Source organism: Pseudomonas sp. D(2018) (assembly GCF_005502555.1).
Taxonomy (GTDB): Bacteria; Pseudomonadota; Gammaproteobacteria; order Pseudomonadales; family Pseudomonadaceae; genus Metapseudomonas; species Metapseudomonas resinovorans.
The window spans coordinates 62,322-88,120 of record NZ_SCOK01000003.1 but is presented as its reverse complement, the minus strand read 5'-3'; the positions used below and the strand labels follow the sequence as shown (position 1 = coordinate 88,120).

Below are 25,799 nucleotides of genomic sequence, written 5' to 3'. Positions count from 1 at the left end.
CGCTTCGCTCTGCACCAACCTACGGGGAAATCGTCCTGCAACGGGTCAGCGGCCGAGGTAGACCTCGATCACCTGTTCGTTGGCCTGCACCTCGGCCAGCGAGCCTTCGGCCAGGACGTGGCCCTGGTGCAGCACGGTGACGTGGTCGGCGATTGAGCCGACGAAGCCCATGTCGTGCTCCACCACCATCAGCGAATGCTGGCCGGCGAGGCTCTTGAACAGCTCGGCGGTGAACTCGGTTTCGGCGTCGGTCATGCCCGCCACCGGCTCGTCGAGTAGCAGCAATTGCGGGTCCTGCATCAGCAGCATGCCGATCTCGAGGAACTGCTTCTGGCCGTGGGAAAGCAGGCCGGCCGGGCGATTGCGCGAGGCTTCCAGGCGGATCACCGCGAGCACTTCGTCGATGCGGTCCTTCTGTTCGCCGGTGAGCTTCGCCCGCAGGCTCGCCCAGACGGATTTGTCGGTCTTCTGTGCCAGCTCCAGGTTCTCGAACACCGAGAGTGCCTCGAACACCGTGGGCTTCTGGAACTTGCGGCCGATGCCGGCCTGGGCGATTTCCACTTCGCTCATGCGGGTGAGGTCGAGGGTTTCGCCGAACCAGGCCTTGCCGGTGTCGGGGCGGGTCTTGCCGGTGATCACGTCCATCAGCGTGGTCTTGCCGGCGCCGTTGGGACCGATGATGCAGCGCAGCTCACCGACCCCGATGTAGAGGTTGAGGTCACGCAGCGCCTTGAAGCCATCGAAGCTGACGCTGATGTCTTCCAGGGTGAGGATGGTGCCGTGGCGCACGTCCAGGCCCTGGCCGGCGGTGCGGCCGAGGCCTAGCGAGTCGCGGCCGCTGCCGGCATCGCGGTTGGGGTCGAAGGCGGGCTCGAGCATGAGTTCGGGTACCGGGGCTGCACGCATTTACTTGTCTCCCCGTTTGACCAGGCCAATCACGCCCTTGGGCAGATAGAGGGTGACCAGGATGAACAGGGCGCCGAGGAAGAACAGCCAGTACTCCGGGAAGGCCACGGTGAACCAGCTCTTCATGCCGTTGACCAGGCCTGCGCCGAGCAGCGGGCCAATGAGCGAGCCGCGTCCGCCGAGCGCGACCCACACCGCCGCCTCGATGGAGTTGGTGGGCGACATCTCGCTGGGGTTGATGATGCCCACCTGGGGCACGTAGAGCGCGCCGGCCAGGCCGCAGAGCACGGCCGACAGCACCCAGATGAACAGCTTGTAGCCGCGCGGGTCGTAGCCGCAGAACATCAGGCGGTTCTCGGCGTCGCGCAGGGCGGTGAGCACCCGGCCGAACTTGCTCCGCGCCAGGCGCCAGCCGAGCAGCAGGCTGCCCACCAGCAGGGCCACGGTGGCGAGGAACAGCACGGCGCGGGTACCCGGCGCCGTGATGTCGAAACCGAGGATGCGGCGGAAGTCGGTGAAGCCGTTGTTGCCGCCGAAACCGGTTTCGTTGCGGAAGAACAGCAGCATGCCGGCGAAGGTCAATGCCTGGGTCATGATCGAGAAGTACACGCCCTTGATCCGCGAGCGGAAGGCGAAGAAGCCGAACACCAGCGCCAGCAGACCGGGTGCCAGCACCACCAGGCACAGGGCCCAGAGGAAGTGCTGGGTGCCGGCCCAGTACCAGGGCAGTTCGGTCCAGGCGAGGAAGCTCATGAAGGCCGGCAGGCCGTCACCGGCCGCTTCGCGCATCAGGTACATGCCCATGGCGTAGCCGCCGAGCGCGAAGAACAAGCCATGACCGAGGGACAGCAGCCCCGCGTAGCCCCAGACCAGGTCCAGGGCGAGGGCGACGATGGCGTAGCAGAGGATCTTGCCCACCAGGGTCAGGGTGTAGGCCGAGACCTGCAGCGGGTTGTCCGCGGGCAGCAGGTGCAGCAGCGGCAGGGCCAGCAGGACAGCGAGTACCGCGGCGCCGATGGCCAGCGACACGCGCGGGCCGAGGGTGGTCGTGGCGCGGGCGAGCAGGGTCTGGTTGAGGGGTTGAGTCATCAGTCGATCACCCTTCCTTTGAGTGCGAAGAGTCCCTGCGGGCGCTTCTGGATGAAGAGGATGATCAGCGCCAGGATCAGGATCTTGCCCAGCACGGCGCCAATCTGCGGTTCGAGGATCTTGTTCGCCACGCCGAGACCGAAGGCGGCCATGACGCTGCCGGCGAGTTGTCCGACGCCGCCCAGCACCACCACCAGGAACGAATCGATGATGTAGCCCTGGCCGAGGTCGGGGCCGACGTTGCCGACCTGCGACAGCGCCACGCCGCCAAGACCGGCGATGCCCGAGCCGAGCCCGAAGGCCAGCATGTCCACACGGCCGGTGGGTACGCCGCAGCAGGCGGCCATGTTGCGGTTCTGGGTGACCGCGCGGACGTTGAGGCCGAGACGGGTCTTGTTCAGCAGCAGCCAGGTCAGCGCCACCACGAAGAGGGCGAAGCCGATGATGACGATGCGGTTGTAAGGCAGCACCAGGTTGGGCAGGACCTGCACGCCACCGGAGAGCCAGGCGGGGTTGGCCACTTCGACGTTCTGCGCGCCGAAGATCACCCGCACCAGCTGGATCAGGATCAGGCTGATGCCCCAGGTGGCGAGCAGGGTTTCCAGCGGACGGCCATAGAGGTGGCGGATTACCGTGCGTTCGAGCGCCATGCCCACCAGGGCGGTGACGAAGAAGGCCACGGGCAGCGCCACCAGCGGATACAGGGCCAGCATCTCCGGCGCCAGGCGCTGGAAGCCCAGCTGCACCATGTAGGTGGCGTAGGCACCGAGCATCAGCATCTCGCCGTGGGCCATGTTGATCACCCCGAGCAGGCCGAAGGTGATGGCCAGGCCCAGTGCGGCGAGCAGCAGGATGGAGCCCAGCGACAGGCCACTGAAGGCCTGGCCGAGCAACTCGCCCACCAGCAACCGGCGCTTGACCTGGCTCAGGCTGGTTTCGGCAGCGGTGCGTACGCCCGAATCGGTTTCCACGGCCGGATCGAGCAGGGCTTCGAGGCGGGTGCGAGCCAGCGGGTCGCCGGTTTCGCCGAGCAGGCGCACGGCGTTGAGACGGATGGCCGGGTCCGGGTCGACCAGCTGCAGGTTGGCCAGGGCGAGGGAGAGGGCGTCACGCACGCCGGCATCCTCTTCGGCCACCATGCGCTGGTTGAGCAGGGGCAATTGGGCGGGCTTGGCGCTCTTCTGCAGTTGGCGCGCGGCGTCCAGGCGAATGGTGGGTTCGGCGGCAAGCAGTTGGTGGCTGGCCTGGGCGGTAATCAGAAGGCCGCGCAGGCGGTTGTTCAGGCGCAGTTTCTTCGGCGTACCGCTGGGGGCGGCGTCACCTTCGGCGGCGCTGAAGGCGCCATCCTGTTCGAGGAAGGCCTGCTTGGCGTCAACGGCGAAGCGGCCCTGCTGCAGGGCATCGAGCAGCGGCTGGCGCGCGGCGTCGGGCTCGGCGGCCCAGCGCTCCAGCAGTTTCGCCTGCTGCGCCGGATTGGCCGCGGCGAAGTCGTTGGCGTCGCCGGCCAGTGCTTCGACAGGAAGCAGCAGGGCCAGGGCGAGGAGGATTCGGTAGAGGACTGTCGGCATTGGGTGGTCCTGGTTCATGGCGCGGAGAGAGGGTTGTGCCAGCAGGCACCTCCCTCACCCCCGGCCCCTCTCCCTACGGGAGAGGGGCTAGGGGTGAGGGGAGTCAGGGTCAGCGCAGTCTCCGGACGTCCTCGTTCAACTCAGTTGGTCTTCACCGCGTAGTCCGGCTTCTTGTCGTTGCCGGGGATGAAGGGGCTCCAGGGCTGGGCGCGCAGCGGGCCTTCGGTCTGCCAGACCACCGAGAACTGACCGTCTTCCTGGATTTCACCGATCATCACCGGCTTGTGCAGGTGGTGGTTGGTCTTGTCCATGGTCAGGGTGTAGCCGGACGGCGCGGCGAAGGACTGGCCGGCCAGGGCCTCGCGCACCTTGTCCACCTCGGTGGTACCGGCCTTCTCGACGGCCTGGGCCCACATGTGGATGCCGACGTAGGTGGCTTCCATCGGGTCGTTGGTCACTGCGGTCTGGTAGTTGGGCAGGTTCTTGGCTTTCGCATAGGCCTTCCACTGCTCGACGAACGTGTCGTTGACCGGGTTATCCACGGACTCGAAGTAGTTCCAGGCGGCCAGGTGGCCCACCAGCGGCTTGGTGTCGATGCCGCGCAGTTCCTCTTCGCCCACCGAGAAGGCCACTACCGGCACATCGGTGGCTTCCAGGCCCTGGTTGGCCAGTTCCTTGTAGAAGGGCACGTTGGAGTCGCCGTTGACGGTGGAGATCACTGCAGTCTTGCCGCCAGCGGAGAACTTCTTGATGTTGGCGACGATGGTTTGATAGTCGCTGTGGCCGAAGGGGGTGTAGACCTCTTCGATGTCCTTGTCGGCGATGCCCTTGCTGTGCAGGAAGCTGCGCAGGATCTTGTTGGTGGTGCGCGGGTAGACGTAGTCGGTGCCCAGCAGGAAGAAGCGCTTGGCGCTGCCGCCGTCTTCGCTCATCAGGTATTCCACAGCCGGGATGGCCTGCTGGTTCGGCGCGGCGCCGGTATAGAAGACGTTGGGGGAGAGTTCTTCACCTTCGTACTGCACCGGGTAGAAGAGCAGGCCGTTGAGCTCCTCGAACACCGGCAGCACGGACTTGCGCGATACCGAGGTCCAGCAGCCAAAGACTACGTCCACCTTGTCCTTGGTCAGCAGTTGACGGGCCTTCTCGGCGAACAGCGGCCAGTTGGAAGCCGGGTCGACCACCACCGGTTCAAGCTGCTTGCCGTTCACGCCGCCCTTGGCGTTGATCTCGTCGATGGTCATCAGCGCCATGTCTTTCAGCGAGGTCTCGGAGATCGCCATGGTGCCGGACAGCGAGTGCAGGATGCCGACCTTGATGGTCTCGGCCGCCTGGATGGACCAGGACATGCCCATGGCGGCAATGGATGCGGAAAGGGTGAACGCCTTGATCAGGCTGCGACGTTGCATGGGGTCGGTCTCCATTCTCACAAGTATTTGAAATTACTGCGTTTATTGGCTTGTTATCCGGGCAGTTTTCAAAGGGTCTTCCTCGTCACCCTTGGGCCGGCTGCGGTCTTTGCCGAGCGCTGTGCAACATGTGCAGGGTGATCTTGCGTACTTCGGCCTTGCTCGTTTCGATGTGGGTCCTCAGCAATTGCTGTGCCTCTTCGCACTTTCGCTCGCCAATGGCCTGGAGAATCGCTGCGTGCTCCCGGTAGGTGGCGTCGATGCGCGGCGCCTGTGTGAAGTCCAGGCGGCGGATGATGCGGATCTTTTCGCTGACTTCGCGGTGGATACGGGCCATCTCGCGATTGCCTGCGGCTTCCACCAGATGGCAGTGGAAGTCCTCGTCCAGGCGCGACACTTCGAAGCCGTCTTGTGGTTGCGGTTGCACCAACCAGGTGCGACTGAGCCGTTGCAGTGCTTCGGGTTGCTCCTGTGTGGGGCGCGCACAGTGGCGACGTACCGCTTCCAGTTCGAGGACGATGCGCAGCTCGTACAGCTCCTCGAAATGGTCGAAGTCGAAAGCCTTCACCTGCCAGCCGCTGCGAAAGCGAACTTCCAGGTAACCCTCGCGCTCCAGGCGGTGCAGGGCCTGTCGTACAGGCGTGCGACTGGCTTGCATGCGCTCGGCCACATCGCCCTCGCTGAAGCGGTCGCCGGGCAGCAGGCGGAACTCGCTGATCTCGCTCTTGAGCCGGGCGTAGATGCGCCCGGCGAGACTTTCGGGGCGCTCGCGGCGCCCGTTAGTGGTGCTGGCGAGCTGCATGGTCAGCGCTGCTGGCTGGCGATGAAGGCGCGCCAGCCGCCGAAGCCGGTGATGTCGCGAGCGCCTTCCAGGGCGTAGGGCTCGCAGATGAAGCCTTTCACCCAGCGGCCGTCTTCCAGCTGCAGGTTGCCGATGCCCAGTGGCGGAGGAATCTCGGCGACGAATTCGCCGAAGCGCGCCAGGGGGATGTCCCAAAGCTCGACGATCAGCGGCGCACCGTCCTGGCTGCGGGCCAGGCCCGGTTTGGGCGGCACGGTGCCGGGCAGGGCGAACAGGCGGTAATCGGCGGCGGTGCGGGTTTCTTCCACCAGTACGGCGTCGCGGCGGGTGAGTTGGAAGTTCAGCGGCATGCCGGTGAGGTGCGCCCCCACTACCGCCACCCGCACGCAGCCAGGGGCCTGCTTGGCCGGCGCCTGTGCAGGCAGGGCGCGATTGGTGGCGCCCAGCGGCAGGTCGAGGCTGGCTTGCCAGCGCTTGCCGAAGGCGGCCAGGGCGGCGTCGTGCCAGGCCGGGGCGAGCAGGGTGATGCCGGCCGGCAGGCCGTCGGCACGAAACCCGGCGGGCAGGGCCAGGGCGCTGAGGTCGGAGAAGTTGGTGAAGTTGGTGTAGGTGCCGAACTGGGCGTTGAAGAGCACCGGTTCTTCGGCCATTTCGGCGATGCGGCGGATGGTGGGCGAGGTGGGCACTACCAGGGCATCGAAGGGTTCCAGAGCCAGGTTGATCCGGCGCGCCAGTTCGGCCCGCAGGTACTCGGCCTTGTAGGCGTCGCAAGCGCTGTAGTTCTGGCCGTTCTCGACGATGCCGCGCACCACCGGGTCGATGTGCGCAGGGTCGACGCCCTCGACCGCCACGGTGCGCTCGGCCACCCAGGAGCCCTGGTAGAGCTGCTCGGCCAATTGGCGGAAGGGGCTGAAGTCGATCGGCGTGATTTCGGCACCGAGGGCGCGGAGCTTGTCCAGCGCGGTCTCGAAGACGGCGCGGGTCTGCTCGTCACCGAAGAACTCCAGCGCATCCGGTATGGCGAACTTCGGCTTGACGCCCATGCCCACCGGCGCGCTGTTGGGGTTATTCCGCGAGTAGGGATCAAGGGCGTCGTAGCCGCCGGCAATGCGCGCTACGGTCTCGGCGTCGGCCACGGTCAGGGCAAACACCGAAATGCAGTCGATCGTGCGGCAGGCCGGAACCAGCCCGGTGTTGGGCAGCCAGCCCTTGGTGGGTTTCAGCCCGACGATGTTGTTGAAGCCGGCGGGCACGCGGCCGGAGCCGGCGGTGTCGGTGCCGAGGGAGAAGGGCACCAGGCCGCGAGCGACCACCGAGGCCGAGCCGGAGCTGGAGCCGCCACTGACGTACTCGGGGTTGAAGGCGTTGCTTACCGCGCCGTAGGGCGAGCGGGTGCCCGCCAGGCCGGTGGCGAACTGGTCGAGGTTGGTCTTGCCAATGAGGATGGCGCCGGCTGCGCGCAGGCGGGCGACCACCGTGGCGTCCTCGCTGGCCGGGTAGGCGAATTCGGGGCAGGCAGCCGTGGTGGTCCAGCCGGCGGCGTCGATGTTGTCCTTGATGGAGAAGGGCACGCCGTACAGCGGCAGGCGCTCCTGACGGCCTTCGGCGGCAGCGAGCAGGGTAGCCAGTTCGGCGAGCTGGCCGTCCAGCTGTTCGGCGCTGACCAGGCTGATCCAGGCATTGTCATCCGTGCTCAGACGCTGGCGCAGAGCGTGCAGCAGGTCGGCAGGTTGCAGTTGATCGCGATAGGCCTGTTGCCAGTCGGCCAGGGTAAAGGCGTTGGGGGCGTCGGACATGCTCTGGAGTTCCATCTTGTATCCAAGTTGGAATTCCCTTGAGCAAAGGTGGTGCCAGAACCGGGAAAGCCCTGTCATTGCTGGGCTTAAGTCGGAATTTTGGTGTTCTCGATGCGATTAGTTTCGCACCGCGCCAGGGCATGGGTAGGGAATCAGGACGTAGGTTGGTGCAGAGCGAAGCGAAGCCCAACGCCGCGTTGGGCATCACGCACGAAGCTACAGCACCAGGTAATTCTTCACCCCGGTGAAGATGATCTGCGCGGCCAGGGCGCAGACGAACAGGCCCATCAGGCGACTGACGATCTGCAGGCCCTGGTCGCCAAGGAGGCGTTCGATATGGTCGGAGAGATAGAGAATGGCGCCCACCGTTACGCTGGCGATGGCAATGGCGAACAGCGCGGTGAGCTTGTCGTCCCAGTGCACATGGCCCGCGCCCATCACCAGCATGGCGCCGATGGTGCCGGGGCCGACGGTGAGGGGGATGGTCAGCGGCACGATGGTGACATCCTGCTGCACGTTGTCCGCCTGCACCGCCGGCTTGCCCTGGGCCATGCCGAGGGCGGAGATGAACAAAACGGTACCGGCGCCGATGCGGAAGGCGTCGATGGTGATGCCGAAGACATTGAAGATGGCCTGGCCAAACAGGTAGAGCAGGGCGCTGGCGACCAGGGTCCCGAGGGCGACTTTCCAGGCGAGCCTCTTGCGCTCCTTCACCGTGTAGCCACGGGTCAGGCTGATGAAGCAGGAGAGCACGAAGAAGGGGCTATAGAGCACCAGCATCTTCAGGTACAGGCTGGAAAGGCTTTCGAGCATGGGGGCATCCGTTCGTGACTGCGAGGGCCGTTCCTCAGTGTAGAGGCTGCCCTGCCATTGGGCGCACAACTATAACCGCCCCGCCGCGGTCGGCTATACCTTCTCCCACTGGGTCGTTTCGTCGCGCAGGGAGCCGTTGATGGCGCACATCAGCTTCACCCCCAACCTGCAGCGTCACCTCGATGTCCCCGAGCTGGATGTCATGGCCGTTTCTGTGGCCGAGGCGTTGGAGGCCGCTTTCGCCGCCAATCCACGGCTGCGCAGCTACCTGCTGGATGACCAGGGTCACCTGCGCCGGCATGTGGCGGTGTTCGTCGACGCCCAGCAAGTCAGCGACCGCCGCCGGCTCAGCGACCCGGTCGGGGCGGCCAGCGACATCTTCGTCGTCCAGGCGCTGTCCGGTGGTTGAGCCGGAGCAAGGAGAAGGACCATGAGCCGATGCATCCATGTTGCGACCCGCAAGGGCCTGCTGCGTTTCGAGCCTGAGGGTGGTGGCTGGCGCCTGGCGCGTCAGGATTTCCTGGGCGAACCGGTGAGCATGCTGCTGGCCGATCCGCGCGACGGGCATCTTTACGCTGCCCTGCATCTGGGCCACTTCGGCCCCAAGCTGTGGCGCTCGGTTGATGCGGGACTCAACTGGGAAGAGATCGCCGCCCCGGCCTTTGCGCAGGCGGCGGAGGGCGAGGACGGGCCGTCGGTGGAGATGATCTGGTGCCTGGAGCCCGGCGGCCCCGACCAGCCTGGCACCCTGTGGGCAGGGACCATTCCCGGTGGCTTGTTCAGGTCTCGCGACCATGGCAGTTCCTGGGCCCTGGTGGACAGCCTGTGGCAGCGCCCGGAACGGGCCAACTGGTTCGGGGGTGGCTATGACCAGCCGGGTATCCACTCCATTTGCGTGGACCCGCGCAACAGCCGGCACCTCACGTTGGCCGTGTCCTGCGGTGGCGTCTGGCACAGCGAGGATGAGGGGGCGAGCTGGAGCTACCGCACCCGTGGCATGCGCGCCGCGTACATGCCGCCGGAGCGCGCCGAGGAGCCGGACATCCAGGACCCGCACCGCATGGTGGCCTGCCCGGTTGATCCGGAGCGACTCTGGGTGCAACACCACAACGGCATCTTCGTCAGCGACGACCGAGGGCTGAACTGGCGGGAGATCCCGCAGGCCGGCCCGTCTACCTTCGGTTTCGCCGTTGCGGTGCATCCCTCCGAGCCGGACTGTGCCTGGTTCGTGCCGGCGGTGAAGGACGAATGCCGCGTCCCCGCCGACCAGCGTTTACGCGTTACGCGCACCCGTGATGGTGGCAAGCGCTTCGACGTACTGGAGCAGGGCCTGCCGCAGCAACTCTGCTACGACCTGGTGTATCGCCACGGGCTGGATGTGGACGAGAGCGGCCAGCGCCTGGTGATGGGTTCCACCACGGGGCATCTGTGGGTATCGGAGGATCAGGGCGATAGCTGGAACCTGGTGGCGGGGCACCTGCCGCCGATCTTCGCGGTGAGGTTTGGGTAGGCCCGGACGCGTGGAATTGTAGGGTGGGCTTCAGCCCACCATTGAGGTGTGCTAGCGCCAAGTGTCAGCTATGCATCGCATGCCGTTCGCGCATTTCCTTCTCGGCGACCCAGTATTTGATCAGTTCGCGCAGTTGCGAGAGTTCCACCGGCTTGGCCATGTGGCCGTCCATGCCGGCCTGACGGGCGCGTTCCTTGTGTTCGCTGAGGATGTGGGCGGTGAGGGCGACTACCGGTGTGCGCGGGCGCTGCTCCAGGTTTTCCCAGTTCCGCAGCATCTCGGTGGCGGTGAAGCCATCCAGTACCGGCATCTCGCAGTCCATCAGCACCAGGTCGTAGTGCTGGTTCTTCATGGCGCTCAGGGCTTCCTCGCCGTTGCTGGCGGTATCTGGCTCGAGGTTGAGCTTGCTCAGCATGCCGCGGATGACCTTGGTGGAGATGCTGTTGTCCTCGGCCACCAGGATGCGGAAGTCATTGGGGACGTGGATCGGTTCGCTGACCTGGGAGCCCGGCAGCGAGATGGAACCGCCGGCCTTGCGTTGGTTCAACTCGTCCGCCAGCGTGGTCTTCAGCGTGTAGCCGGCCACCGGCTTGGCGAGGATGCGCTTGATGCCGGCGTTGCGCGCGATGATCTTGCTCGGCGCATTGCTGATGCCGGTGAGCATGATGATCAGGATGTCGTGGTTGAGGCTCGGGTCTTCCTTGATCTTGGCCGCCAGCTGCATGCCGGTCATGCCGGGCATGTCCTGGTCCAGCAGGACCACGTCGAAGTACTCGCGCAGGTGCGCCTTGGTGCGCAGCAGGGCCAGGGCCTCTTTTCCGGACGGTACGGCACTGACCTGCAGGCCCCAGGCGCTGCATTGCTGGACCAGCACCTTGCGGCAGGTGTCGTTGTCGTCCACGACCAGCAGGCGTGCGCCTTCCAGCGGGCTGTCGAGGTCGGCAACGGGGCGCTCCAGGTGCTGGCTGTCCAGGGGCAGTGTCAGCCAGAGGGTGCTGCCCTGGCCGGCACCGCTCTGGATACCGAATTCGCCCTCCATCAGGCGCGCCAGTTGTCGGGCGATGACCAGGCCGAGGCGGCCGCCGAGCTTGGACGCCGCGAGGAAGTCGCTGCTTTGCAATTCGGCGTTGAGCAGGGCTTCGCGCTCGCCGGCCTCCAGGGGCCGGCCGCTGTCCTGCACCGCGATGCGCAGGCGGGGGCGGGCCGAGCTGTTGTCCAGCGCCACCACCAGGAGGATTTCGCCCTCGTCGGTCTGCTTGAAGGCGTTGTCCAGCAGGCTGAGGAGGATCTGCCGCAGGCGTGTAGGGTCGCCGCTGATCACGCGGGGCACCTGGGGCTGCATGAAGCTGATGAGCTCAACGCGCTGCTGTTCGGCCTTGGCACGGAAGATGTCGAGGCAGTCGTCGATCAGGGCGTTGAGGTCGAACTGCACGTCGTCCAGTTCGATCTGGCCGGATTCCAGCTTGGAAATGTCGAGGATTTCGTTGATCAGGGTGAGCAGTTCGTTGCCGGAACTGTGGATGGTCTGCACGTAGTCGCGCTGCTTGGCCGACAGCGGCGTCCCCAGGAGTAGCTCGGTCATGCCCAGCACACCGTTCATCGGGGTGCGGATTTCGTGGCTGATCTTGGCGAGGAATTCACCCTTGGCCTTGAGTTCGGCGGAGCTGGCGGCCAGGGCCCGGCTGGCGCTGAAGGCTTCGTTCTGGAGGCGTCGCTGGCGTTCGCTCAGGGCCATGCTGAGGAACACGCCGCTGACGGTGGAGATCGCCAGCAGGGTGTAGGCCAGCCAGTCGGATTGCAGGTGCCAGTAGCCGAACAGCGCCGGCAGGGCGCCGAGGATGGCCACGCAGAACACGCCCAAGGCCAGGCTGAACAGCCGCGCCGGATGGTAGCCCTGGTGCCAGTGGACCAGGGCGTACGCGAACATGCTCAGGCTGGCGATGGCGGCCAGCCCATACACCAGTTGGTTGAACTGCAGGTCGGTGACGATCAGCAGCAGGGCGGCGGTGAGGGAGATCAGCACGATCTCGCCCAGCAACAGGAGCGCCAGTGGCGTGTTCGGGCAGACCTTGTGGAAGAAGCTGACGGTAAAGGCCAGGGCGCAGACCATGGCCATCAGCATCGAGAGGTTGGCAATTTGCGGTTGCGCGCTCTGCCAGTCACCCAACCAGGGCGAACTGATGCCCAGCAGGCTGACGCTGGTGACGATCAGGCAGCTCTGCGCGGCGGCCAGCCAAAGGCTGACGGCGGCACGGGAGTAGGCGTAACGCACCAGGTTGTAATAGACCAGCATGCCAAGGCCCCCGAGCATCAGCCCGAAGAGCAGCGGACGGGTATCGTCGGCGGCCATCAGCGCCGAAGACTGCAGCGTCACCGTGGGGCGCAGGGCGTGTTCCGAAGCCATGCGCAGGTAGAGGTCCAGGGGCTCCTGCTGAACCGGCAGGGGCAGGAGGAAATCCCGGCTGGGCAGCGGACGCTCGCTGAAGGGTAGGCGACTGCCGGTGCGGGTATGGGCGACCAGCTCATCGCCTTTGAGGACGTAGAGGTCGAGATAGGCCAGGTAAGGAGCGAAGACCCGCAGCAGCTGTTCATGCTGGCTGGGTGCAAGCCGGTAGTGAAGCCAGAGGGCGCTGCTGCCACCGGGGGTATAAAGCTCGTCGAGGTCGACCGGAGTGAACTGGGAGAGGGCCTGCTGGGTGCGGACTTCCTGCAGCTGCAGGTTGGCGCTGGGGTCGAGCAGCATGCTCCACTGCCGCTCTTCCGCCGCCTGGGCAGGCAACAGATGGAGCAGGGCCAGTAGCAGGCTGGCGATCAATCCTGTGGCAATCCTGAGCCGAAGCACGGTCGAGGTCCCTTCGTGGGTGAGTGGCCGGATTATAGCCAAGCCCCTCTTGTGCGGAATATGACCAAGGCGGCCACTGGCCGCCTTGGTGAGCACTATTTCCGACCTTTTACCCGTCGTTGCGTTCCCGGGCGATGGCGCGGTAGCCGATGTCCTTGCGGTAGAAACACCCGTTCCAGCGGATTTTCTCCGCCAGGCGATAGGCCTGCTGCTGGGCGTCGGACACGCTGGCGCCGATGGCGGTGGCACAGAGTACGCGACCACCGGCAGTGACGATCTGGCCGTCCTTCAGCGCGGTACCGGCGTGGAACACCTTGCCGTCCAGGGCGGCGGCATCGTCCAGGCCTTCGATCACGTCACCCTTGGCATAGTCGCCCGGGTAGCCGCCGGCGGCCAGAACCACGCCCACGGTGGGGCGCGGGTCCCAGGTGGCTTCGACCTTGTCCAGGGCCTTGGCCAGGGCGGCTTCCACCAGGAGGACCAGGGAAGACTCCAGGCGCACCATGATGGGCTGGGTTTCCGGGTCGCCGAAGCGGCAGTTGAATTCGATGACCTTGGGCGCACCGCTCTTGTCGATCATCAGGCCGGCGTAGAGGAAGCCGGTGTAGATGTTGCCTTCCTCGGCCATGCCGCGCACGGTCGGGTAGATGACTTCGTCCATCACGCGCTGGTGCACGTCGGCGGTGACCACCGGAGCGGGGGAGTACGCGCCCATGCCGCCGGTGTTGGGGCCGGTGTCGCCGTCGCCAACGCGCTTGTGGTCCTGGCTGGTGGCCATGGGCAGCACGTTCTGGCCGTCGACCATGACGATGAAGCTGGCTTCTTCGCCGTCGAGGAACTCTTCGATCACTACGCGCGAACCGGCGTCACCGAAGGCGTTGCCGGCGAGCATGTCGCGCACGGCGTCTTCAGCTTCGGCCAGGGTCATGGCGACGATCACGCCCTTGCCCGCGGCCAGGCCGTCGGCCTTGATCACGATGGGAGCGCCTTTTTCGCGCAGGTAGGCCAGGGCCGGCTCCACTTCGGTGAAGTTCTGGTAGTCGGCGGTGGGGATCTTGTGGCGGGCCAGGAAGTCCTTGGTGAAAGCCTTGGAACCTTCCAGTTGGGCGGCGCCGGCAGTCGGGCCGAAGATGTCCAGGCCACGGCTGCGGAACAGATCGACCACGCCTTTCACCAGCGGCGCTTCCGGGCCGACGATGGTCAGCTGGACGTTCTTGGCGGCGAAATCGGCCAGTTGTTCCAGGGCCAGCACGTCGATGGCGACGTTCTCGCACTTGGCTTCGGTCGCGGTGCCGGCGTTGCCCGGGGCCACGAAGACCTTCGCCACGCGCGGGTCCTGGGCCACTTTCCAGGCCAGGGCGTGTTCACGACCGCCGCTGCCGATGATGAGTACGTTCATTGCGTTCTCCTGATCTGCTCCGATTGGAGCCGGATCGTTGGGTATCGCTTCGCGCCACCCAACCTACGAATGTCGAGGTTGCGATCGAGCTGGTAGATGCAAGGCGCCTGCCCCGTCACCAAGCGGAGTTGCCTTCTGGCAATGAGCATTGGGGACGGGGCGTGCAACACAGCAGATGCCTGCTCGAGGGCGACCGTTAGTGTCTAAAGTGGCGCATGCCGGTGAACACCATCGCGATGCCTGCTTCGTCGGCGGCGGCGATGACTTCGTTGTCACGCATGGAGCCACCCGGCTGGATCACCGCGGTGATGCCGGCCTTGGCTGCGTTGTCGATGCCGTCGCGGAACGGGAAGAAGGCGTCGGACGCCATGACCGCACCTTTCACTTCGAGACCGGCATGCTCGGCCTTGATGGCGGCGATGCGGGCGGAGTTGACGCGGCTCATCTGTCCGGCGCCGACGCCGACGGTCTGGCGGTTCTTGGCGTAGACGATGGCGTTGGATTTGACGAACTTGGCCACTTTCCAGGCGAAGATCAGGTCGTGGATTTCCTGCTCGCTCGGGGCGCGCTGGGTGACGATCTTCAGGTCTTCCGCCTTGATCATGCCGATGTCGCGGCTCTGTACCAGCAGGCCGCCGTTGACGCGCTTGAAGTCCCAGCCTGCGGCACGCTCAGCCGGCCATTCACCGCATTCCAGCAGGCGTACGTTGGCCTTGGCAGCGACCACTTCACGAGCGGCGGCGGAGATTTTCGGCGCGATGATGACTTCGACGAACTGGCGCTCGACGATGGCCTTGGCGGTTTCGCCATCCAGCTCGCGGTTGAAGGCGATGATGCCGCCGAAGGCGGATTCGGTATCGGTGGCGTAGGCCAGGTCGTAGGCCTTGCGAATGCCGCCTTCGTTTTCCGGTACCACGGCCACGCCGCACGGGTTGGCGTGCTTGACGATGACGCAGGCCGGCTTGACGAAGCTCTTCACGCACTCCAGCGCGGCGTCGGTATCGGCCACGTTGTTGAAGGAGAGTTCCTTGCCCTGCAGCTGAATGGCGGTGGAGACGCTGGCTTCGCCCTTTTTCGCTTCCACGTAGAACGCCGCGCTCTGGTGCGGGTTCTCGCCGTAGCGCATTTCCTGGGCCTTGACGAACTGGCTGTTGAAGGTGCGCGGGAAGGCGCCACGGCCTTCGGTGGACAGGGTGTCACGTGCCTGGTCGATGGTGCCCAGGTAGTTGGCGATCATGCCGTCGTAGGCGGAGGTGTGCTCGAACGCCTTGAGGGCCAGGTCGAAGCGCTGGGCGTAGGTCAGGCCGCCGGCTTTCAGGCCTTCGAGGACGCTGGCGTAGTCGCTGGCGTTGACCACGATGGCGACGTCCTTGTGGTTCTTCGCGGCGCTGCGGACCATGGTCGGGCCGCCGATATCGATGTTCTCGATGGCGGTGGGCAGGTCGCAGTCAGGCTTGGCGACGGTGGCCTCGAAGGGGTAGAGGTTGACCGCGACCAGGTCGATCGGCTTGATGCCGTGCTGTTCCATCACCGCGCCATCGAGGTCGCGACGGCCGAGGATGCCGCCATGGATCTTCGGGTGCAGGGTCTTCACGCGACCGTCCATCATTTCCGGGAAGCCGGTGTAGTCAGCGACTTCCACGGCGGCGATGGCGTTGTCCTTGAGCAGCTTGTAGGTGCCGCCGGTGGAGAGGATTTCCACGCCAAGGGCAGCCAGTTCACGGGCGAATTCGACGATGCCGGTCTTGTCGGAGACGCTGATCAGGGCGCGGCGAACGGGAAGGCGGGTGGTCTGGTCGGTCATTTCGGAACCATTCGAGTGGGAGAGGATTTAGCGGCTAGGCCTGAAACTGGAAGCCGGAAGCTTGACCGTCGGGGAGCGTCCCGCTTCAAGCTTCCGGCTTCCAGCGCCCGACCTTCAGATTCAGAGCAGGTCGTATTGCTTGAGCTTCTTTCGCAGCGTGCCCCGATTGAGGCCGAGCATCTCGGAAGCCTTGGTCTGGTTACCCTTGACGTAGTTCATCACGGATTCCAGCAACGGCGCTTCCACTTCGGAAAGCACCAGGTTGTACACGTCCGTGACGGCGGCGCCCTCAAGATGGGCAAAATAGTTGTGCAGTGCCTTTTCGACACTGCCACGCAGGGTCTGGCCCTCTGCGGTGGGCGCCGTCAGGTGCTGTTTAAGGTTAGCGTTGTCGCTCACGGGTGTTGCCCCATCAAAAAAATTCTCGGTCATCGTCGTCATGCGGCCTTTTCCCCTTCGTTGTGACGCTCGGCGAAGAACTCCCGAACGTTGGCGCACTGCGCGTCCGTGGACTCCAAACGATTGAACTTGGCGCGAAACTCCCTGGCGCCCGGCAGGGTTGCCAGATACCAGCCGACATGCTTGCGGGCGATGCGAACGCCCATCTCGTCGCCATAGAAGGCGTGCAGTGCGGCCAGGTGTTCCAGCAGTATCCGTTCCACCTCGATCAAGCCCGGCGCCGGCAGTAGTTCACCGGTCGCCAGGTAATGCGCGATCTCGCGGAAGATCCAGGGTCGCCCCTGGGCCGCTCGACCGATCAGCAGGGCATCGGCGCCGGTGGCGTCGAGGACCTGTCTGGCTTTCTGTGGCGAATCGATATCGCCGTTGGCAAAGACCGGAATCGACACCGCCTGCTTGATCGCTGCGATGGTGTCGTACTCCGCTTCACCGGTGTACAGGTCGGCGCGGGTCCGGCCGTGGACGGCCAGGGCCTGAATACCAGCCTGTTCGGCGATTTTCGCCACTGTGATGCCGTTCCTGTTCGATCGGTCCCAGCCGGTCCGGATCTTCAGGGTGACGGGCACGTCGACGGCCTTGACCACGGCGTTGAGGATGTCGGCCACCAGGGCTTCGTCCTTCATCAGCGCCGAGCCGGCGGCCTTGTTGCAGACCTTCTTCGCCGGGCAGCCCATGTTGATGTCGATGATCTGCGCACCGAGTTCAACATTGGCCCTTGCCGCTTCTGCCAGCATGTCCGGATCTCCACCGGCTATCTGGACGGAGCGGGGCTCCGGGTCCCCTTCGTGGAGCAGGCGCAGTCGCGACTTGCGGCTGTTCCACAGGCGCACGTCGCTGGTGACCATTTCCGATACCACCATGCCGGCGCCGAGGCGGCGGCAAAGCAGACGGAACGGCCGGTCGGTCACACCCGCCATGGGGGCGAGTATCACCTGATTGGGCAAGGCATAAGGGCCAATGCTAACCGCCGACATAGGTCTTCCCTGTTTGGGGCCTGCTCAGATGAGTGCTGGGGGAGTTCGAAAAAGGGTGGGCATGATACCCGCTCTCGATGACTGGATAAAGGCTGTTTTGAACAAATTCTGAACAGCCCTGCGCTTATTGCCGGGAGTTAGAAATGCCCTGGAGGCGCCGGAATCCGGCGCTTGCGGCTTATTCGGGGGAGTGGAAGCTGAGGCTGTAGTTCACGGCCTTGGTGCCCGGGTCGAGGATGTCCAGGCTGATGTGGATGGGGGTCTGCGGCGGCATCTCTGCCTGCCCGGCCAGTTCGCCGGAGAGGTATTCGCCGGGCTTGAAGCGGCGGCTGGCCAGCAACTGGCCATTGATGTCGGCGAAACGCAGTTCCAGCAGCGGGAACGGCTGGGCGAAGGCGGCGCGGTTGTAGAGGATCGCGTCGACCACCAGGGCGCCTGAGAACTCGGGGTGGCTGCGGACCACCAGGTTGCTGCTCTTGATCAGCGCGATGTCCACCTTGGAAGGCAACTGGCAGCCGATCTCCGGGCAGATTTGCTGGAACCAGGGGCGGTACTGGTCCTGTCGCGCCAATTCGTCGAAGTGATACCAGACGTACTGAGTGGCCAGGGCGAAGGCGCCGAACAGGTTCAGCAGGGTCCAGCCGATCCAGCGGCCCCAGGGGCGCCTGGATTCCTGCCAGTCGAGTTGCAGGGGCTCGTCGCTGAGGTCAAGCAGGCCTTCTTCGCGCAGGCCGGGCTCGCTGCGCTGGGGCTGCTGGCGTGAGGGGGCTGCGGTTTGCGGCTCGTCGAGGTCATCGTCGACGTCGTTGTCCAGGTCGTCGGGCTCGTCGTCGCGGGCGGAGCCGAGGCTGAAGTCCGGGCCGGGCTCGTCTTCCACCAGGTCCATGGACAGGCTGGGCTCGGTGCGCGGGGCCGGTTTGGGTGGCTCCTCCGGGCTGCGACCGACCGGTTCGGCACTGGGCTCGGCACGTCGTTCGAAGTCGGGCTCCGGCTCCGGCTCCGGTTCGGAGGCGGGTGCCGAAGGGGCCTTGTGCTCTTCGGCTTCCAGCAGGGCTTCGGCCCAGCCTTCATCATGACGGGGTGCTGGTTGCGCTTCGGCTCGTGCCGGTGCGTTAGGGTCGAGCAAGTCACGGGACAGGCGTTGTTCTTCCTGTTCCAGCTTGGCCAGCTCCTCATCCAGGTCGAGGCTGTCGAGGTCCAGGTCGTCGTGGATCCACAGGGTTTCGCTGCCGGCCGGTTTGGCTGGCGCCGGCGCTTGCGGTGCAACCGGCTGATTGAGCACGGTGGCGACACTGGGGACTGCGACCTGGGGCGCCTCTGTCCTGGGCGCAGGGGCCGGGGTTGGTGCCTTGGGCTTACTGGCCGTCGGAGCCGCCTGGCCCTTCGCCGCCAACAGCTGTTGCGCCGCATTGAACACATGCAGACAGGCTCCGCAGCGCACGGCGCCATGGGCCACGGCCAGTTGGGCGCGGCTGACGCGGAAACTGGTCTGGCATTGTGGGCATTGGGTGACGAAACTGTCGGTCATGCGGCGATCCGGTCGAAACTAAAGGCTATTTTACTCGATCCATTGGGTTTCCAGCGCTTCAGCGGCGCACGCCACTGATGCGTACCCAACCGTCCTTCTCTGCCGTGGGGTCGAGATCGAATGCGTCGGCGTAGGCGGCGCGTACTTCCTCGGCCTGCTCGGCGAGGATGCCGGACAGGGCCAGGCGTCCGCGCGGTGCCACCAGGCTGGTGATCTGCGGCGCCAGGGACACCAGCGGGCCGGCGAGGATGTTGGCCACCACTACTTCGGCGGGCTTGGCCGGCAGGTCGGCAGGCAGGTAGACCGGAAAGTGCGCCGGGTCGATGCCGTTGCGCGAGGCGTTGTCGCGAGAGGCTTCCAGGGCCTGGGGGTCGATGTCGGTGCCCACGGCCTGGCGCGCGCCCAGCAGCAAAGCAGCGATGGCGAGGATGCCCGAACCGCAGCCGAAATCCAGTACTTCGCAACCGTCGAGCTTCTGGTCGTCCAGCCATTCCAGGCACAGGGCGGTGGTCGGGTGGGTGCCGGTGCCGAAGGCCAGGCCAGGGTCCAGTAGCAGGTTCACCGCGCCCGGTTCGGGCGCTTCATGCCAGCTCGGTACGATCCACAGGCGGCGGCCGAAGCGCATGGGCTGGAAGTTGTCCATCCAGCTGCGTTCCCAATCCTGGTCCTCGATGCGCTCTATCAGGTGCTCCGGCAGCGTGCCGCCGGTCAGCAGCTCAAGGTGCGCCACCAGGCTGGCTTCGTCGGTGTCGGCCTCGAACAGGGCCAGCAGGTGGGTGTGGGTCCAGAGCGGGGTGGTGCCCAGGTCCGGCTCGAAAATCGGCTGGTCCTCGGCATCCATGAAGGTCACTGAGACCGCTCCCACTTCCAGCAGGGCGTCTTCGTAGGTTTCCGCCTGTTCCGGGGTGATGGCGAGACGAACTTGTAACCAGGGCATGGCGGGACCTCTTGAATATTCAGCGTGCACACGCGGCAGGCGCGCAAGCTTACTTGAGCACAGGCCGGAAAAACACAAGGGCCGCCAGTTGGCAGCCCTTGTGTCGTGGATCAGGCACCGACGGTGATCAGTGCTTGTCCATACCGAGTTTCTTTTCCAGGTAGTGGATGTTGATACCACCCTTGCAGAAACCCTTGTCGCGCGTGAGGTTGCGGTGCAACGGGATGTTGGTCTTGATCCCGTCGACGACGATCTCGTCCAGCGCATTGCGCATGCGCGCCATGGCTTCGTCGCGATCTTTGCCATAGGTGATCAGCTTGCCGATCAGCGAATCGTAGTTCGGCGGAACCGCGTAGCCACTGTACAGGTGCGAGTCGACGCGAACGCCGTTTCCGCCCGGGGCATGGAAGTAGGTCACCTTGCCGGGACTGGGCATGAAGTTGTCCGGGTCTTCGGCGTTGATCCGGCATTCCAGCGCATGGCCACGGATGACCACGTCTTCCTGCTTGATCGACAGCTTGTTGCCGGCGGCGATGCTGAGCATTTCCTTGACGATGTCGATGCCGGTGACCATTTCGGTAACCGGGTGCTCTACCTGCACGCGAGTGTTCATCTCGATGAAGTAGAAGCGACCGTTCTCGTAGAGGAACTCGAAGGTGCCGGCGCCGCGGTAGCCGATTTCGATACAGGCCTGGACACAACGGTCCAGTACTTCGGCGCGGGCCTTCTCGTCGATGCCCGGGGCAGGGGCTTCTTCCAGCACCTTCTGGTGACGGCGCTGCAAGGAGCAGTCGCGGTCGCCGAGGTGGATGGCGTTGCCCTGGCCGTCGGACAGGACCTGGACTTCGACGTGGCGCGGGTTGGTGAGGAACTTCTCCAGGTAGACCATGGGGTTGCCGAACGCCGCACCGGCTTCGGTACGGGTCAGCTTGGCCGACTTGATCAGTTCTTCTTCGTCATGCACCACGCGCATGCCGCGACCACCGCCGCCACCGGCTGCCTTGATGATTACGGGGTAACCCACTTCGCGCGCGATGGCGAGTGCGGTTTCCTCGTCTTCCGGCAGCGGGCCGTCGGAGCCCGGTACGGTCGGTACGCCGGAGCGCTTCATGGCGTCCTTGGCCGAAACCTTGTCGCCCATCAGGCGAATGGTGTCGGCTTTCGGGCCGATGAAGGCAAAACCGGATTTCTCCACTTGTTCGGCGAAATCGGCGTTCTCGGCGAGGAAGCCGTAGCCCGGGTGGATCGCGGTAGCGCCGGTGAGTTCGGCGGCGCTGATGATCGCTGGGATGCTCAGGTAGGACTGGGCTGCCGAAGCCGGGCCGATGCAGACGGTCTCATCGGCCAGGGACAGGTGCATCAGCTCACGGTCGGCCGTGGAGTGCACTGCCACCGTCTTGATGCCCAGCTCCTTGCAGGCGCGCAGGATGCGCAGGGCAATCTCGCCACGGTTGGCGATCAGGACTTTTTCCAACATCGCAGGCTCTCCGCGGTTCAAACGATGGTGAACAGCGGCTGGTCGTACTCAACCGGCTGACCGTTTTCCACCAGGACGGATTCGATCACGCCGCTGGTCTCGGCCTCGATGTGGTTCATCATCTTCATGGCTTCGACGATGCAGAGGATGTCGCCTTTCTTCACGCTCTGGCCGACTTCGACGAAGGAAGCAGTCGTCGGGGACGGCGAGCGGTAGAAGGTGCCGACCATCGGCGAGCGCACGACACTGCCATTCAGCTTCGGTGCAGCCGGGGCCGCGGCTTCAGCAGCGGCGGCCGGGGCAGCAGCGACCGGAGCAGCTACTGGCGCGGGGGCGGCAGCGTAAATGGGTTGACCCGCGAAGGCCTTGTTGCTGTGACGGCTGATGCGCACGGACTCTTCGCCCTCGCGGATCTCCAGTTCGTCGATACCGGACTCTTCCAGCAGTTCGATCAGTTTCTTGACTTTACGGATATCCATTAATCATCAACTCCCAAGGGTGAGGTCAGGGGCGTTCAAGGTGTTCTAGCGCCGCGTCCAGGGCCAGGCGGTAGCCGGTGGCACCCAGACCGCAGATCACTCCCACGGCAACGTCGGAAAAGTAGGAGTGATGGCGAAAAGGTTCTCGCTTGTGCACGTTGGACAGGTGCACTTCGATGAATGGGATGCTCACTGCGAGCAATGCGTCACGTAGGGCGACACTTGTATGCGTGAAAGCCGCAGGATTGATGATGATGAAGTCCACTCCTTCACCACGGGCGGCATGAATCCGGTCGATCAGTTCGTACTCGGCATTGCTCTGCAGGTACATCAGATGGTGTCCGGCTTCGCGGGCGCGGCGCTCCAGGTCCTGGTTGATCTCGGCCAGGGTGGTAGCCCCGTATTTGTCGGGTTCGCGGGTCCCCAGCAGGTTGAGGTTGGGGCCATGCAGGACAAGCAGGGTGGCCATGCTGTTTTGTTCCTTATTGGAGGCCAGGCGGCACTATGCCGGATAGCCGGAAAGGCTGTCCAGTTGTCAACAATAGTCGACAAGATGCCCGGTGTTTACGGCAAATATATGACGTTGCATGCATCAGCGCGATGCATTCGCCTGTTGCAGACGAGCGGCAAAGGCCTTGGCATCGACTTCACCTACGACTCGCAGATCGGCCAGTTCGTCACCCTGCCCGTTGAAAAACAGGATGGCCGGCGGTCCGAACAGCTTGTAGCGGTCGAGTAACGCGCGTTGTTCCGCGTTGCTCTCGGTCATGTCGAAGCGGATCAGGCGGTAGCCGCCCAGCTGCGAGGTAACCTCCGTGGCAGTAAGGACTTCACGCTCGATCACCTTGCAACTAATGCACCAGTCGGCATACCAGTCCAGCAGCAGCGGCTGGCCAGAGCCCTTGGCTTCGGCCAGGGCACCGGTGAGTTCCGCCGGGGTCTTGATGGTCTGCCATTGCCCGGTGGCTGGCGCGACAGACGGCGCACCAACCAGGTGCGTGCGGCCCAGTGGGCGCAACGGGTCGGTTTCACCCTGAAGGGCGCCGGCCCAGGCGGCCACGGCGTACACCAGCAGGACCAGGCCGCCGAGCTGCGCCAGGCGCTCGCGGGGCGCCTTGGGAGTGAACTCCAGGGCCCCGAGGAACAGCGCCACGCCGCCGGCCAGCAGGCCCCAGAGGCCTAGGGCCAGGGGGCCGGGCAGGACGCGTTCGAGCATCCACACCGCCACCGCCAGCAGTAGCACGCCGAAGGCGTTGCGTACGGCGACCATCCACTGGCCGGCCTTGGGTAGAAGCGCGCCACCGCCAGTGGCGAACAGCACCAGGGGAGCGCCCATGCCCAGGCCGAGTGCGAAGAGTTTCAGGCCGCCACCCAGGGCATCGCCGCTTGCACTGATATAAAGCAGCGCTCCGGCCAGCGGTGCGGAAACACAAGGGGAAACCAGCAGGCTGGAGACTACGCCGAGCAGTGCGGCGCTCCAGATCGAACCGCCCTTGGTGCTGCCGGCCAGGGTGTCCAGCGGGCCGCTGATGAAGCGCGGCAGGCGCAGTTCATAGAGGCCGAACATGGCCAGGGCAAAGGCGGTGAAGAAGGCGGCGAAAGGCACCAGTACCCAGGGGGATTGCAGTCGCGCCTGGAGGTTGAGTTCGGCACCGAACACGCCCATCAGCGCGCCCAGCAGGGCGAAGCAGGCAGCCATCGGCAGCACGTAGGCCAATGACAGCACCAGGCCGCGGCTGCCACCCGCCTGGCCGCGCAGTACTACGCCGGAGAGGATCGGCAGCATCGGCAGCACGCAGGGGGTGAAGGTCAGGCCCAGGCCAGCGAGGAAGAACAGCGCCAGTTCGTGCCAGCTCCAGCCTTTGCCCGTGGCGGTACCGCCAATTCCAGACGCGTCGCCGCCCGCCGCGCCAGCGGCCAGCTTCAGCACCTCGGTTTCCGGCGGATAGCACAGGCCCTTGTCGGCGCAGCCCTGGTAGGTCACGCGTAACTCGGTCGGTGCCTTGCGGGCCGGGTCTACCGGCAGGTCCACGTCCAGCACGCCGTAATAGACCTCCACATCACCGAAGTACTCGTCGGTCTTGTGCTCGCCGGCGGGCAGCACCGGCTGTCCCAGGCCGCTGTCGGCGGGTTCGGCGCGGAACTGGAAACGATGGCGATAGAGGTAGTAGCCCTCGGCATTGGTGAAGCGCAGCTTCACCGAGGTAGGCGTGCTTTCCACCAGGCTGAGGCGGAAGGCCTCGCGCACCGGCAGGAAATCGCCACTGTTATTGAGGGAGGCACCCAGGTTCGGGTTCGGGCGGTTGTCCAGCAACCCTGCGCTAGCGGGCAGGGCCACCAGCAGCAGGATCAGGCTCAGCAGGCGGCGCATGGAAGTCTCTTGGGCAGAAAGTGCTCGCATCATAGCGAACCTCGGCGCCTTCCTGCAGGCTCCAGGCTGTAAGCGGTTTTGTCCTCGGGCTGAAAGGTCTGGGGGTGGAGGGTAGGAGAAAGCTCCGGCGCGACAATCCGTCGCGCCATAGCGTCAGACGCGGAAGGCCTGCACCGCCGTATGCAGTTCGCCACCCAGCTGCAGCAGGCGCTCGCCCTGGCTGCGGCTTTCGCTGATGCGTGCCAGGTTGTCGCCGCCCAGTTGATGGATCTGCTCGCTGTGGTCGCGGATGTCGCTCACCGCACCGCTCTGCTGGGCGGTGGCGTCGGCGATGCGCTCGGCCATGCTGGCGATGGTGCGGATGGCGCTGACCACTTCCACCAGCGCGCCGTCGGCGGCCGCGGCCTGCTCGGCGCTGGCTTCTGCGTGCTCCACCTGGATGCGCATGGCTTCCACCGACTGCCGCGCCGCCTGTTGCAGGCGGGCGATCAGTTGCTGGATTTCCGTGGTGGCGCCGGTGGTGCGCTGGGACAGGGAGCGTACTTCCTCGGCAACGACAGCGAAGCCACGGCCCATTTCTCCGGCGCGGGCGGCTTCGATGGCGGCGTTGAGGGCCAGCAGGTTGGTCTGCTCGGCAATGCCGCGGATCACCGTCAGCACCTTGTCAATGGTTTCGGTCTCTTCGGCCAGGCGCTCCACGGCCTGCGCGTTGTTCTGCACTTCGCCCACCAGTTGGTGCAGGCCGGCCAGGCTCTGGTCGATCACGCTCTGGCCTTGCTCCACGGCAAGCCCGGCGTCGCGACTGGCATCCGCGGCCAGGCTGGCGTCACCGGCCACCTGCTGGATGGTGCTTTCCAGCTCGCCCAGCGCGTCGCGTATCTGTGCGGTGCCGCCGGCCTGGTCTTCGGCGCCGGCGTGCAAGCCGTTGTTCAGGTCGGCCAGGGCACTGCTGCTGCCGGCCACCCGTTCGGCGTGCTGGCGGATGGTGCCGACCAGTTCGCCAAGGTAATCGCGCAAGCGGTTGAGCGAGTCTTCGATGCGGCGCAGGTCGAGGGTGTTGGAGCCCAGGGCGATGGGGCGGCTGAAGTCGCCGGCGGCCCAGGCACCCAGGGCGGTCACCAGGCGGCCGAGGACCTGCGTCAGACGGCGCTGGATGCGGTCGATGCACAGGGCGATGAGCAGGATCAGGCCGATCATCAGACCCTGCATCAGGCGGACCTCACCCTGGATGCGGCCGTGCTCGGCGCGCACTTGCGGCTCCAGCGCAGCCAGTGCGGCCTGCAGGGCATCCACTCGCTGGACGGTGGCGGCGGCCAGTTCGGCGCGACGCTGGATCAGTTCGCGAGTGCGTGTCAGTTCACCCGGGTAGCGCTTGAGCAGGCCGGCCAGCTCGCGTTTGAGGGCGATGCCCCGGTCCTCGGCCTGACTGGTTTCGCTACTGCTTTCCAGGCCCATCATGGCGGCGAAGTCGTTGGCGGCCGAGTCGCTGCTGTCGGCTACGCCGAGCAGGGGCAGTTGTTCCAGCTGGGCGCTGTCGCGGCCCAGGGCTTCCAGCTCGCGCTCGACATCGGCGGCCAACTCGTCGCGGCCACTGGCAACCAGCTTGGCCCGGGCCTGGCTGAGGCGATTGAGGTGCTGG

At 65.4% G+C, this 25,799-nt stretch carries 21 protein-coding genes; 2 read left to right on the top strand and 19 right to left on the bottom strand.

The window, feature by feature from the left end; all coding sequences use genetic code 11:
* Positions 1-45: 45 nt before the first annotated feature.
* The 7 genes from urtD to FFS60_RS03620 form a co-directional block, all read right to left on the bottom strand.
* Positions 46-906, bottom strand: a complete 861-nt coding sequence (gene urtD / locus FFS60_RS03650) for an urea ABC transporter ATP-binding protein UrtD (RefSeq protein WP_028630714.1) — start codon at positions 904-906, stop codon at positions 46-48.
* Positions 907-1,995 (bottom strand): urea ABC transporter permease subunit UrtC, encoded by a 1,089-nt coding sequence (gene urtC / locus FFS60_RS03645; protein WP_137821177.1) that lies wholly within the window; start codon positions 1,993-1,995, stop codon positions 907-909.
* On the bottom strand, positions 1,995-3,563 hold the full coding sequence (gene urtB / locus FFS60_RS03640) for an urea ABC transporter permease subunit UrtB (RefSeq protein WP_137821176.1): 1,569 nt from the start codon (positions 3,561-3,563) through the stop codon (positions 1,995-1,997). Before urtB ends, urtC begins: the two co-directional genes overlap by 1 nt.
* A gap of 140 nt (positions 3,564-3,703) precedes the next feature.
* Complete coding sequence (urtA, locus tag FFS60_RS03635; protein ID WP_137821175.1) at positions 3,704-4,969, bottom strand: urea ABC transporter substrate-binding protein; 1,266 nt, start codon at positions 4,967-4,969, stop codon at positions 3,704-3,706.
* A gap of 85 nt (positions 4,970-5,054) precedes the next feature.
* Positions 5,055-5,771 carry a GntR family transcriptional regulator gene (locus FFS60_RS03630; RefSeq protein ID WP_028630718.1) on the bottom strand — a complete coding sequence of 239 codons (717 nt, stop codon included), beginning with the start codon at positions 5,769-5,771 and terminating at the stop codon, positions 5,055-5,057.
* Positions 5,772-5,773: 2 nt separating this feature from the next.
* Positions 5,774-7,567 carry an allophanate hydrolase gene (gene atzF, locus FFS60_RS03625; protein ID WP_256658034.1) on the bottom strand — a complete coding sequence of 598 codons (1,794 nt, stop codon included), beginning with the start codon at positions 7,565-7,567 and terminating at the stop codon, positions 5,774-5,776.
* Between the two features lie 216 nt (positions 7,568-7,783).
* Positions 7,784-8,380, bottom strand: coding sequence for a MarC family protein (locus FFS60_RS03620; protein WP_028630720.1), 597 nt, complete (start codon positions 8,378-8,380; stop codon positions 7,784-7,786).
* 139 nt (positions 8,381-8,519) lie between these two features.
* Between FFS60_RS03620 and FFS60_RS03615 the strand changes: the two genes are divergently transcribed.
* Positions 8,520-8,789 (top strand): MoaD/ThiS family protein, encoded by a 270-nt coding sequence (locus tag FFS60_RS03615; RefSeq protein WP_028630721.1) that lies wholly within the window; start codon positions 8,520-8,522, stop codon positions 8,787-8,789.
* Between the two features lie 21 nt (positions 8,790-8,810).
* A complete protein-coding gene (locus FFS60_RS03610) occupies positions 8,811-9,890 on the top strand; it encodes an exo-alpha-sialidase (protein WP_137821173.1) in 1,080 nt (359 codons plus the stop codon).
* A 64-nt stretch (positions 9,891-9,954) separates the two neighbouring features.
* On the opposite strand, the gene FFS60_RS03605 is transcribed toward FFS60_RS03610, so the two are convergent.
* The 12 genes from FFS60_RS03605 to FFS60_RS29365 all read right to left on the bottom strand — a co-directional run bounded on the left by FFS60_RS03605 (position 9,955) and on the right by FFS60_RS29365 (position 25,357).
* Entirely contained in the window at positions 9,955-12,705 is a 2,751-nt protein-coding gene (locus FFS60_RS03605) for a response regulator (RefSeq protein ID WP_371926362.1), read from the bottom strand.
* Between the two features lie 136 nt (positions 12,706-12,841).
* Positions 12,842-14,131 (bottom strand): phosphoribosylamine--glycine ligase, encoded by a 1,290-nt coding sequence (purD, locus tag FFS60_RS03600; RefSeq protein ID WP_137821171.1) that lies wholly within the window; start codon positions 14,129-14,131, stop codon positions 12,842-12,844.
* Positions 14,132-14,327: 196 nt separating this feature from the next.
* Positions 14,328-15,935: a bifunctional phosphoribosylaminoimidazolecarboxamide formyltransferase/IMP cyclohydrolase gene (gene purH, locus FFS60_RS03595; protein ID WP_028630725.1), complete on the bottom strand. Its 1,608-nt coding sequence runs from the start codon at positions 15,933-15,935 to the stop codon at positions 14,328-14,330.
* Positions 15,936-16,055: 120 nt separating this feature from the next.
* On the bottom strand, positions 16,056-16,376 hold the full coding sequence (gene fis, locus FFS60_RS03590; RefSeq protein ID WP_028630726.1) for a DNA-binding transcriptional regulator Fis: 321 nt from the start codon (positions 16,374-16,376) through the stop codon (positions 16,056-16,058).
* Positions 16,373-17,368: a tRNA dihydrouridine synthase DusB gene (gene dusB, locus FFS60_RS03585; protein ID WP_028630727.1), complete on the bottom strand. Its 996-nt coding sequence runs from the start codon at positions 17,366-17,368 to the stop codon at positions 16,373-16,375. Before dusB ends, fis begins: the two co-directional genes overlap by 4 nt.
* A 178-nt stretch (positions 17,369-17,546) precedes the next feature.
* Positions 17,547-18,896 (bottom strand): DUF3426 domain-containing protein, encoded by a 1,350-nt coding sequence (locus FFS60_RS03580; RefSeq protein WP_137821170.1) that lies wholly within the window; start codon positions 18,894-18,896, stop codon positions 17,547-17,549.
* Positions 18,897-18,954: 58 nt separating this feature from the next.
* Positions 18,955-19,833: a 50S ribosomal protein L11 methyltransferase gene (gene prmA / locus FFS60_RS03575; RefSeq protein WP_137821169.1), complete on the bottom strand. Its 879-nt coding sequence runs from the start codon at positions 19,831-19,833 to the stop codon at positions 18,955-18,957.
* A 127-nt stretch (positions 19,834-19,960) separates the two neighbouring features.
* Positions 19,961-21,310 (bottom strand): acetyl-CoA carboxylase biotin carboxylase subunit, encoded by a 1,350-nt coding sequence (accC, locus tag FFS60_RS03570; protein WP_028630730.1) that lies wholly within the window; start codon positions 21,308-21,310, stop codon positions 19,961-19,963.
* 17 nt (positions 21,311-21,327) lie between these two features.
* On the bottom strand, positions 21,328-21,789 hold the full coding sequence (gene accB, locus FFS60_RS03565) for an acetyl-CoA carboxylase biotin carboxyl carrier protein (RefSeq protein WP_028630731.1): 462 nt from the start codon (positions 21,787-21,789) through the stop codon (positions 21,328-21,330).
* 25 nt (positions 21,790-21,814) lie between these two features.
* On the bottom strand, positions 21,815-22,258 hold the full coding sequence (gene aroQ / locus FFS60_RS03560; protein WP_028630732.1) for a type II 3-dehydroquinate dehydratase: 444 nt from the start codon (positions 22,256-22,258) through the stop codon (positions 21,815-21,817).
* A gap of 123 nt (positions 22,259-22,381) precedes the next feature.
* A complete protein-coding gene (locus tag FFS60_RS03555) occupies positions 22,382-24,160 on the bottom strand; it encodes a protein-disulfide reductase DsbD (protein ID WP_256658033.1) in 1,779 nt (592 codons plus the stop codon).
* Positions 24,161-24,313: 153 nt separating this feature from the next.
* The gene (locus tag FFS60_RS29365; protein ID WP_371926361.1) at positions 24,314-25,357 is read right to left on the bottom strand and encodes a methyl-accepting chemotaxis protein; all 1,044 of its coding nucleotides are present in this window, start codon (positions 25,355-25,357) and stop codon (positions 24,314-24,316) included.
* Between the last annotated feature and the right edge of the window lie 442 nt (positions 25,358-25,799).